At 50.6% G+C, this 11434-nt stretch carries 10 protein-coding genes; all 10 read left to right on the forward strand.

What is annotated here, in order from left to right:
* Positions 1–5: 5 nt before the first annotated feature.
* On the forward strand, positions 6–878 hold the full coding sequence (locus tag WC317_02295; protein MFA5338962.1) for a hypothetical protein: 873 nt from the start codon (positions 6–8) through the stop codon (positions 876–878).
* A gap of 55 nt (positions 879–933) precedes the next feature.
* On the forward strand, positions 934–3420 hold the full coding sequence (locus WC317_02300; protein MFA5338963.1) for a hypothetical protein: 2487 nt from the start codon (positions 934–936) through the stop codon (positions 3418–3420).
* A gap of 19 nt (positions 3421–3439) precedes the next feature.
* Positions 3440–4519, forward strand: coding sequence for a hypothetical protein (locus WC317_02305; protein MFA5338964.1), 1080 nt, complete (start codon positions 3440–3442; stop codon positions 4517–4519).
* 78 nt (positions 4520–4597) lie between these two features.
* A complete protein-coding gene (gene pilM / locus WC317_02310; protein MFA5338965.1) occupies positions 4598–6247 on the forward strand; it encodes a type IV pilus assembly protein PilM in 1650 nt (549 codons plus the stop codon).
* 15 nt (positions 6248–6262) lie between these two features.
* On the forward strand, positions 6263–7012 hold the full coding sequence (locus WC317_02315; protein MFA5338966.1) for an Amuc_1100 family pilus-like protein: 750 nt from the start codon (positions 6263–6265) through the stop codon (positions 7010–7012).
* Complete coding sequence (locus WC317_02320; GenBank protein MFA5338967.1) at positions 7009–7689, forward strand: hypothetical protein; 681 nt, start codon at positions 7009–7011, stop codon at positions 7687–7689. The genes WC317_02315 and WC317_02320 overlap by 4 nt, the downstream gene beginning before the upstream one ends.
* Positions 7690–7694: 5 nt before the next feature.
* Positions 7695–8822 (forward strand): hypothetical protein, encoded by a 1128-nt coding sequence (locus WC317_02325; GenBank protein ID MFA5338968.1) that lies wholly within the window; start codon positions 7695–7697, stop codon positions 8820–8822.
* Entirely contained in the window at positions 8819–9940 is a 1122-nt protein-coding gene (locus WC317_02330) for a hypothetical protein (GenBank protein ID MFA5338969.1), read from the forward strand. Before WC317_02325 ends, WC317_02330 begins: the two co-directional genes overlap by 4 nt.
* Positions 9937–11055, forward strand: a complete 1119-nt coding sequence (locus WC317_02335) for a hypothetical protein (protein ID MFA5338970.1) — start codon at positions 9937–9939, stop codon at positions 11053–11055. Before WC317_02330 ends, WC317_02335 begins: the two co-directional genes overlap by 4 nt.
* A complete protein-coding gene (locus WC317_02340; GenBank protein ID MFA5338971.1) occupies positions 11052–11384 on the forward strand; it encodes a hypothetical protein in 333 nt (110 codons plus the stop codon). The genes WC317_02335 and WC317_02340 overlap by 4 nt, the downstream gene beginning before the upstream one ends.
* The last annotated feature ends 50 nt before the right edge of the window (positions 11385–11434 follow it).

Raw genomic sequence — 11434 nt, forward strand, 5'->3', positions numbered from 1 at the left:
ACAATATGAAAAAAATAATCGCGTTCTCCGTCATCCTGTTTTTAAGCTTATGCCTGCGGGCCTCTGCCGCTCCCGGGGATAAATACGCGATAAGGGTGCCGGGGGACTGTAAGACCATCAGGGAAGCGTGCGAAAAGTCCTTTCCGGGAGATACCATATACATAGGCGCAGGCGAATACACGGAGAAAGAGGGATTTACCGTTAAGAGTAATATCAAGCTTGTCGGGCAGGGCGCAGACAAGACCCTTATTAAACTGGGGAAGAGCGGATTATCCATAATCTCGACGCGCGGTAGCGTGAATAATGTCGCCATAAAAGACCTCTCCATTGAGGTGAACGGGCAGCCCTTAAGAGTGGGCGGCGTCGACAGTTTTCTTTTAAAGGACTGTGTCTTAATAAGCAGGAACCTGTCTACCTGCATAGAGGTCAGCGGCGTAAAGAACGCGCAGATATTGAACTGCAATATAGTGAACGCAAGTTACGGCCTGATGCTTTGGGGCGGGCCGATCGAGCTTGCCGTAAGGAATTCGGTCTTTTACAACAATAAGGTCGGTATCTGCTCCGCCAAACTTCCGCCGCAGGGGAATCCCCGGGACCTGCCTAAAGAATATCTGGAAGAATATTATAATAAGCCGCGCGAGGACATCAACCTTACGCTTGCCTATAACCTTTTTTATAACGTAAAGGATTTTATTGATTGCCGGAAAGGGGAGAAGGACGTATTGCTTGATCCCAGGTTCGCGAATGCCGCGAAAGACGATTTTCACCTTAGGGGAGATTCCCCTTGTGTTGATGGCGGCGACCCGGACGCCAAGTATAACGACCCAGACGGCTCAAGAAACGACATCGGGGCTCTTCCATTTGCCGGAAAGAAATAAAATTGCCGGAAGAATTATTTTTTTATAATAGCTACCCTCGCGGGCATACGAGAAAATGAAAATAAGAATAAGAAAAAATAACAAGGGTATCGCTCTCATAGTGACGGTCGGCGTCCTCGCGATGATGCTGATAATCGGGACGTCTTTCACCATCAATATGATGGCCGATCGCAGGTCGTCGGTGAATATGGCGATGGCGGCGCAGGCCAGGGCCGCGGCAGAAGCGGGATTGAATATCGCTATCGTCTCGGCGAGGAACCTGGCCGTCAGCGATTTCAACGGCGTGCCTGCCGCTACCATGAGCGGCTCTCTCGGGAACGTGGGGAGAGGGAATACCGCCGCCTATTCCGTCAATATAACCGATACCGCGAGCCAGCTCAACGTAAACGACACAAATCCCGGGCTGGAAGATATGCTCGAAAGCCTTGTTGCCATACTGGGAAGCCCTCTTCAGGCCGGCGACGGGACCGCGATCATTTCATACCGCGCGACCCTCACTGACGGAGTTTATATCACGAAGGAACAGGTTATCAACGCGTTTTCCGGCGCAACCTCCGTAAAACAGGGCAAGTTCAACAAGATAGCGGAATATATAACGGTAAATGGTTATATTGACGAGAACAGCGAGGATCCTACGGCCTCGTCTTTAACCGGCCTGGATAATCCTGATTCGACTTACCAGCGCAAGGCGCCGGTAAATATAAATATCACCGACGCTAAAATTCTGAGGGCTGTTTTAGCATCTGTAATTACGCCGACGGATCCTGCCACGTTAGCCGGTGATATTATTACAAGAAGGAACGCGAATTTCTTTACCAGTTGGAATGATTTTGACGGTTTTATAGACGGGCTTGGTTACCTGACCGCCGCTGAAAAAATAAAGATAAAAAATAACGCGAACCCGAACAAAGTAAAAGTCGATAACGCGGGAGCCTCTCTCTCTTATACAACCGATTTCTGCTTCCATCCCGGCGGCGTTTACGAGATAACATCTACCGGGACGGCCGGGGCGGCACAGAAACGGATAACCGCTCCGGTGCGGATATACGATGTCATAAATTACACGACGAAAGAACAATTCAGGGGGAATACTTACACAACCGCTTACGTAAACGACGGCACTATGCCGGCTTTTAAGAACGTGAACTGGCTTAACAGCTGTCCGGTTATCTCAAGTTACGACCCTGGATTGACGGTCGCTACGCCCGACTATAGCGCTAACGCCGTCGCCAATTCCCTTAAACTGGGTTTCTGGGATAACTTCGACGAAGATAATGATAATGTCAATAAAGTGGGCTGGAGCTGGTCTAATTGGGCAGATTCCCTGGCCAACGATATAGCCATCACCGATGTCAATCCAGTAGATCCCAGCCGTAGTAATCAGCCTGACTTAAGGGACGGTGATAATGAATTAAGCGATACCGCATACGTTGGAGAGACAGCATTAGCTCATATAGACCTGCAGGGCAGTCAAAGCGGCCAATGGCATTGCGGGCAGGAATTTTCCTTCAGGGTCTATTGTAACATACTTAAAAATCCTCCAAGTCAGGTATACTACCCTCCTTTTGAAAATTTTTATAGCGCTACTGACCGGTGGGAAGGTTATGAGGATACAGAGCAGATCGACTTTGTTTCCGCGGGGCCTACGGGCAAGTTGTATATCAATAATTTCCGCTGTATGTACTATGGGTCCTACGGGTATCAACAAAGCATTGACGGAATTTCCGGCATGGCTCCGCCCGACGATTTTGCGGATTCCTTGCTGAGATTAACTTTCCCCGGCGGAGGCGGAGACCATTATATGCATTTAAACGGTTTGTATAATGGGATAGGAGGGTTGTCTGCGCCCGGTACGTTAAAACCGGCGGATGCGAACAGGGTCGTTCCTGTTAATGCTGCTTTCAAATTAATTGTGCGCGGGTCGGGGGCCAATAATTATCAGGTTCATACGGCAATCTCTCCTACCGGGATAGCTTATCACGAATGGGATTCAGGCGACGGAGGGAACTGGGGCTCGTGGTGGTGGCAGATCCATTATCTTACCTACTACGCCTATGATGGATTCTATCATCAACTTGTAGATACGGGGGAAACTGATAGATATAATTATGTGCGGCACGACGCGGGGAATCAATTTATCTACACCGACTGGTTTTTGAGGTTGATAAATCATCCGTCGACTACGATGGGACGTTACGCTCTGTTTGACGATGTCCGCCTCATCCCCGACCAGGGCTATTACATCTCTCCCGCGTCCGCCACGGCCGGCCCCGCTCGCTTCGGTACCGCGTCGTGGACGTTGACCATTCCGCCGGGCGCAGCCACGAACGAAAGGGCCACGGTGGAAATTTCCGGGGACGGGGGGACCAACTATAGTCCCGTCGGTATTAACAGTGGGGTGAGTATCACCCCTTCGACGAGCATACGCTTCAAAGTCACTTTATTGTCGGACGACCCGCAGCATTTACAGACGCCTGTCCTTGAGGACATTACCCTTACCCGTTTGCCAAAGGCGGCGGTCTTATATTGCAAATATGAGTAAAAGGAGAAAAAAGAATAAAATGAGACAGGTGTTTCCCGTATTTTTTTTGATGTTCTTTTTGGCCGCGGCTTTTCCGGCCACGGCAGCCGATGTTAACCGGACGGAAGCGGCCAATGAACCCGCAGGCCATGCGGACGCCTTCGCCGAATTCAGTAAAAGATTTTCGGAGATAAAGGCAGGCGATGCCGAGGCTTATTATAATTTGGCGGTGTTCTGTATCGATAACGATCTCCCTGGACAGGCGGAATACCTGCTCGGGGAAGCGGCAAAAACCCCCGACTTTGAAAAAAAGGCGAAAAGGCTTCTGGAAGTGCTTACCGGCGAACCGGACAAAGTTTTGTATGAAGCCGCGTTCAAACATTATGAATCGGGATATCTCGCGGAGGCCAAAACAGAAGTCGAAATGCTGAAAATCGTTTATCCCCAAAGCAATTATACTCGTAAAGCCAGGTTACTTTTGAGAAATATAAACAGTGAGGTGGTTGATAAACCCTATCTTTTGGTGAACTCCGCTGATCCCAGTAAAATTATCGCTTCCTTGAGTCAGAGGGCGGAAAAAGAGAAACGTAATGTGGAGGATCTGAAAAAAGAGTATTTTACGGATATCCTCAAGAAGGCGGAGTATTTCGCTGACACCCTGGTGGCCAAAGCACCTTCCGATGAGAAAAAGGAAGAATATTTGTTCTATGCGATAAAATGCGCGGAAGAAGTATACAGATTGTCGGATGATGCGGAACTTAAGAGCAAGGCCGAAGACATGAGAAGCAAGATCACTAAACGGGTATTTACCGAGCGACCGGTATCTGCAAATTTGAAAAATATAGACATGCATTATGAGAATTTATATCTGGTCAAAGACAGCGGCCTTATCGAGGATACTTGCGGTAAATATATTAAGGAAGGCGAGGCATATTTAAAGAAAGCCCGGGAGGCCTCGGGCGACGGGAAAATAAGCGATCTCGTCAGCGCTTATAAATGTTTTTCGTTTGCTAATGCCTATACCAAGTCCGAGAAGCTGAAAGAGGAGACTTTTAGAAAGATGAAGCTTATTAGCCTCGAAAAAAGGAAGGAGATAAGCAAGAAGAAAACGTCAAATTAGGCGCCTTTCGAATTTTTTGCTTTTTGAAAAGAAATAATTGACAACTTTTGCTTAATCCTATAAAATATACGCAACCATATGGGAAAACGTGCTCTAGGGATCGATATAGGCGCGGGCTCGGTAAAACTCGTAGAGCTGGAAAAGACGGCCGAAGGTATTCAGCTCATCCGGGCGAAATTTTTTGACTTGACCCAATATGCCGACCAGGAAAAAAGGGACACCCTTATAAGGGAAGGCATAGAGGGGTTGTTGAGAACAGAAAAGATAAAGAGCGGCAGGCTCGCGCTCTCCCTCTCGGGCCAGTCGGTATTCATCCGCTTCCTCAAGCTCCCCAAGATCCAGCAAGGCAAGATAGACAAGATAATAAAATACGAAGCGCAGCAGCAGATCCCTTTCCCCCTCGATAAGATAAGCTGGGACCACCAGATCTTCCGCTCCGGCGCGGGCCCGGAAGAGGACGTCCTTTTCGTCGCCGCGAAAAAAGAGATTGTCGAAACTACGCTTTCGCACGTAGCGAGGACCAACCTGGACATAGAGTTCGTCGATGTCAGCCCTCTGGCCCTCCTTAATTCCATAACTTATAATGAGCCCCTCGGCAAGGGGCTGATCCTTGATATCGGCGCCAAGGCGACCAATCTTATCGTCATATCGGACAAGGGGTTCTGGGTCCGTTCAATACTTATCGCCGGCGACGAGATGACCCATGCGATCGCCTCAAAGTTAAATATACCTTTCGACAAGGCGGAGGAGCTTAAGCGCAAAGAGGGGATGGTGGTCGCGTCAGACAGCCTTGTTCCCTCGAACATCACCCCGGAGGGCAAAGACCTCGTTAATGCCCTGAACCCGGTCGTCTCCGACCTGATATCTTCGATCGTCCAGTCGATGGAATTTTACAAGACCAAACATGCCCGCGATACCGCCTTCAACGAGATCATATTATCGGGCGGCGGCTCAAAGCTCAAGGGCATAGAGGATTTCCTGGCGAAGGGGCTTGGCATGCAGATAAGGCGCGCCAACCTGGGCCAGAAGATAAAATGCCCGTCCAACCTCAGGGTCGATATAGATTTTCAGACGCGCTTCGGCTCTTCGATCGGCCTGGCCCTGCGCCTGCTCCAGAGGTGCCCGACCAATATAGACCTGTTGCCGGCCGAGAGGAAAGAGGAAAGGGATTTCAAAAAAGAAAAATTCTGGATAATCTCCGCGGGCCTCCTTATTGCCGTAATACCGCTCACGATAGGGTATAATATCTGGTTCCAGACGTCGACCCTGAGGAAGGAAGTGGCCTTCCTGGATTCGCTTTTGTCGGATTACGAGAACATCAACAAGGGAATAGCCAAGCTTAAGGAAGATATCAAGAACAGCGAGGCCAGGCTGGAACCCTTTGAAAATCTGGCCATAAAGAAAAGCCTCTCTCTTGAGGCCATATTGGAGATAAGGAAGCTCCTGCCCGAAGAGACCTGGCTGACGTCGGTGGCCAAGGACAAGGACCTTTTCTCGGTTGAGGGCAGGACGACCTCGAGCCTCCTGACCATCAACGTTTTCAAGAACAGGCTCGCATCCTCGCCGTTATTCGATTCGGTAGAGATAATATACGCGAGCCTGCCCCGCCAGACCGAAGAGGGCGCGGGACAATTCAGGGATTTTTCCATAAAGTTCAGGTTCAAGGGGACCGGCGCGGCTGCGGCGGCCCCGAAGGGCGAGAAGGACGAAACGAAAGGCAAGAAATAGAAGATGCCAAAAGGCATGAACGAGTCATTGACGACTAAGATATCCCTGGGAGCGGTCATACTGGTTTCATTTCTTTTTTTAGGGATAACCGTGTATGACAGGTTGAGGATCGAAGGGGCTGTCGTGCAGAAGCAGGAGCAGCTCAAGGTCTATAAAAACCAGGGCCTCGGTTTACTGAGCAGCGAAAAGAACCGCCTTGAGAGGCAGCTCAAGGCCATGCGGGAAGCCGACAAGGAGATAAGCGGCATGCTCTTCTCTAAACCGTCCTCCCGGATGGTGAAGGAGGTCGGGGATCCCCTTAAATTCAAGGAGGAGTTATACAAGGTCCAGAATAAGATAAAAGAGGACGGCGCTTCCATAAATTTCCAATTCCCGTTCTGGCTGGGTTTCGAGAGGTACGAGCACGATATACCGAATCCGGCGGACCTTCCGTTCAGGGTAAAGCAGCTCGACATAATAAACGAGATCGGCAGCCTTGCCCTGGCTTCGAAGGTGCCGGAGATCTCGACGATCGAATTCCTCGAGATCAAGAAAATAATGGCCGACAACAAGGAAATCCTTTTCATGGAATTTCCTGTCAGGGTGGTCCTTAAGTGCGGTAACGAGAGCCTGGTCAATTTTATGTATAAGCTGAGCGTCGCGGATGTGCCTTTGAGGATCGATTCGTTTAAAATAAAAGTTTCCGCAGACGAGAGCGCGGCCGAGGGCGACATGACCGGAGAGTTGGTCATAGTCGCTGCCGTATTGCCCGCGGAGAAGATATGAAAGGCGCATCCCGAATAATAGCCGCAGCAGCATTCATTCTATGGATATTGGCGATGTGGAAATCGTCTTCGGTTTTTGAATCAAAGCAAGTCCCGTTCCGGCAGGAGGAGGAAGGCGGGGGAGACGTCGTGCCCGGTAAGGAGGGGACCGCCGCCCTGCCAAACTCTTTTTCGCATGTGGAAGTATTGCTCAAATCCCCTTATGCCGTCTCGAGATACAAGCCCCTTCTCGATGAGAACATGTTCATAAAGCCCGAACCCCCGGTCAAGGTCTTATCGCCTGTAGACCTGACGTTAGTGTCCGTCACGGCCGTACCCCTGCCTTTTATGTATAAAGGTTTTATCGAGGTGTCGGACGGGACCATAATAGGCCAGATCAACTGGTCCGGTAAGACGTATTTCGTAAAGAGGGGGCAAAAGGTCAAAGACTACAAAGTAACGGAGATCAACAGCAAGATTGTCAAGATGGAAAACAAGGATGGCCAGGTTACCCTCGAGTTCAAGAAGCCCGGGAAGAGCAAGGAATTGGTCGCAAAACTGCACGATTCAATGAATAATAAGGATATCGAGGCAAAGAAGGGGGACACGATCGGAGAGTATAAAGTTCTTGACATAAAAACTGATTCTGTGATATTATATGGCCAAAATAAAGAGTGGGTTATAACAAAGGGGAGATGATATAAATGAGTATGACCAATGAGGTTAAAAGAACAGCAGGTAAGTTCTTTGTTTGCATCTTTTTGGCTTTTGATTCGTTCTTTATTATCTCATTAGGAAATGCTTTTTGCGCCAGGGTTTACGCCGCCTCCGATGCTGATATAGCCAACGACTCGGTCGAGGCGAGGATAATAGCCCAGGACCTGGCCAAAGAGAAAAAAGTCGAACAAAAATACCTCATTAAAGACCTCTTCGATCAAGCCAAGAGGGAATACGACGCTAAGAATTACGAAACGGCGCAGCATATCTTCGAGAGGATAGTCCAGCTGGACCCCAAGAATAAACAGGCCGTCCATTATGTCGAGTTGTGCAAAGACGGCATAGTCAAGACCGTCCCCGATACGATAACCGGCTCTATGATAAAGCGCGGCAAAGCGAATTACGCGAGCAAAGAATATTCCGCCGCGGTAGGTGATTTTGAGAGCGCGCTCGCCGCGAACCCCAATGATGCCGAAGCCCGGGATTGGCTGATCAAGGCGAGGCAGGCCGAGGGGTTGGACGCGAGGGAAAAGACTACCAAGGAAGAGCGCAAGTATGTCGTAAAGGACAGGCACGTAACGAACGAGGAGAAGGATACATCCGAGCAGAAGGCCTTGCTCGACGTGGATAGAGGATGGCTGCCCCCGGAGAAGACCGGCCGGGAAGAGTTGCAGGTCGAAGAGGTGATCCCGGAGTCGGAGAGGATCGAAGCGGCCGCAAGGGCGGCGCTCGAGGAGAAGATGGCGAAGGTTGTCGTTCCGGCCATATCGGTTACCGACGCCGACGTCCAGGACCTTATCCGCCAGTTGACCGAGATGACGGGAGTAACTATCGTCATCGACGAGAAGGCGCTGGCCGCCCTCACCAGAGAGCAGCCGCTGAAGATCACGATCAGCACCGCTGCCCCTATGCCGTTGCTCGATATCCTGGGTATCGCGTTCAAGACTACGCAACTCGCTTATAAGGTCGAGACGAATTACGTTTATGTATCAAGCAGAGAGAATATAATGAGAGAAGGCCTTGTCACGAGGACTTACAAACTCAAATACGGCGAACGCAAGACTCGCGCGGTCAAATTAACAGAGTTTGAAAACAAGGCGGCAGACGCGAAATGAAGAAAAAGTTTATCGCGGGGGCGGTAATAATTTGTTTGGCGATCCCCCAGATCGCGCTCTTTGCGGCCGATGACGGCAGCCTCAATATCAAAGATTATCTCGAGCAAAGCCTGCCTGCCCAGGATGGGAGAAAGATAACCTATAATGATGGCACGAGGCTCCTGACCGTTACCGATACGAAAGACAACCAGGAACTCATCAGGAGTTTAATAAAGGGGTATGAGGTCGGTCCCAAGCAGGTGATGATCGAGACCAGGTTCGTGGAAGTGGCCGTCACCGACCTGGACGAGCTGGGTATAGAATGGGATTTCTTCCATCCCGGCAACGCCAACGACAAAAACAGCGGATTTACCATAGGCGCTCCTGTGGGTACACCGTATCAGGGCCTGCGCTGGAATAATGATCTGACCTCGACGTTCCCCGTCGTGGGGAATTTCGCCGGCCAGGTCATGATGTTCAAAGTTTTGGCCAACGGTGAGGCCTATATAGCGAATCTCAGATTTTTAGAGCAACAGGGGAAGGCCAATCTCCTTTCCGCTCCCAAGGTTACCGCGATCTCCGGCCAGATGGCGAACATCCAGGTGGTAAGGACATATCCTTACGTATCTGATTTTACGCTCGAGAACATAGGGACGGCTGAGTTCCCTATCTGGAGTTACAAATTGTCCCTTGCCGAAAAACCGGTAGGCATATTCCTTGAAGCGACCCCTTATGTCACCGAAGGGTCGAATACCATAACTTTAGACCTGCATCCGGAGGTGAGCGTCCTGCGGTCGCAAGTGGCCATCTCTAACCTAAGTACGAGCGGCGAGACGGGGCAGCTGGGTAATGTAACCTCCGCGACCAACGTAAAACTCATACCGGCTGACCTCGGTTGGCCTGTTGTGGACGTGAGGACCACCCAGACGAGCGTTTCGGTAGACAGCGGGGCGACGATAGTGCTGGGCGGGCTTATCAAGGACAGCGAGACGATAACGCACAGGAAGATCCCGGTCCTCGGAGACATACCTTTGTTAGGGCAGGCTTTCCGGTATGATTACAAAAGCCAGACCAAGACGAACCTGCTTATATTTATTACGGCGAGCATTATCGACGCGAAAGGCGAGGTCATAAGATGAAGAATAAATACGGCGTTTCTTTGCCGCAGGTGATCTTGTTCTCGGCGGCGATCCTCCTTTCGTTGGCGTCCGGGCGGGTTTTTGCGGCGGATGCGCCTGCCGCGGAGATGTCAGCCGGCGGAGAGGCGGCAGGCATCGAGCAATATCTGCAGGACGCCCTTCCTGAGAACCCGGAAAGGAAGGTCGTTTATGACTCATTGACCGGCGTTCTTACCGTTACCGATACCCCGACTAACCAGGCGATGGCCAAGGACCTGATAAGGTTATGGGATACCGGGTCCACGCAGGTAAGGATACAGGCGAGGTTTGTGGAGATCCAGGTCACTGATATAGAGGAGTTGGGGATCGAATGGCAGGTCTTTAAGGCGCAAAGATATCCCATGGATAAGAACGGCCACTGGAGCAATTTCGGGACCAGCCTTTCCAGCGGGTCGCTGAGCGAAGACCAGACTGCTGCCGGTTTCTTCGGAACGGCAAACGAGACTTCGGGTCTGGGTTTGACTATCGGAAAGTTCACGAACGCGGGGGATATATATAGGGCGTATATAAAGGCGCTTATCGAGCAGGGGAAAGCCAGTCTCTTGTCTTCTCCTTCGGTGACCACTATCTCCGGCCAGATGGCGAACATCCAGGTGGCTAACATAGTCCCTTACGCCTCGGATTTCACGAGGACTAACATCGGCACTGCCGATTTCCCGGTCATGGTCGAGATATACAAAGTGGCGGAAAAGGTGACCGGCATATCGCTTGAGGTGACGCCCTCGGTAGGAGGCGACAGTAAGGTGGTCACGATGGATATACATCCCGAGGTCAGCATCCTGGTCGACCAGATCCCGATCTCTTCTTCGGACGATTTCCCGGCAAACTTAGGATACCCGGTCATCGACACGAGGACCACGCAGACATCGGTGGTCGTCAAGAGCGGAGAGACGGTCGTACTGGGCGGATTAATAAGGGAAGATGAAAGAACGACGAAAAGGAAGATTCCTGTCCTGGGAGATATACCTCTCCTTGGCCATCTCTTCACGACCGACCACACCGACAAGTCAAAGAAGAACCTGTTGATTTTCCTGACAGCCACGATATTAGACTCAAGAGGAGAACCGGTGCTATGAAACGCGGAATATTGTTGATATCCGTTCTTTTATGCGCTATTATCTTGTCGTCAGCTGCGATGGCCCAGTACCTTCCCGCTACTTCTTCTGCGACTGCAAAGAGCGCCAAACAGAAGGACATTGTCCTCACTACCGCGGACATAAAAGATTCCTATAAGGTCATAGGGATCGTCTCTATCCGCGGCGGCGAAGTGAACCTCGACGCCTTAAACAGCAAGCTTAAGGACGCGGGAAAGGAATTGGGGGCCGATGCCGTGATAGGCATACAGTATTTCACCTACAGCGGCTACGTATATGCCTATGGGACGGCCGTAAAGATCAAGGAATAGGAAGAACAATCCGGAAAGACCACGCCTTTTTCATTTTTCCCCGTAAAAAA

It is taken from the genome of Candidatus Omnitrophota bacterium (genome assembly GCA_041653595.1).
In the GTDB taxonomy this organism is placed as follows: domain Bacteria; phylum Omnitrophota; class Gorgyraeia; order Pluralincolimonadales; family Pluralincolimonadaceae; genus Pluralincolimonas.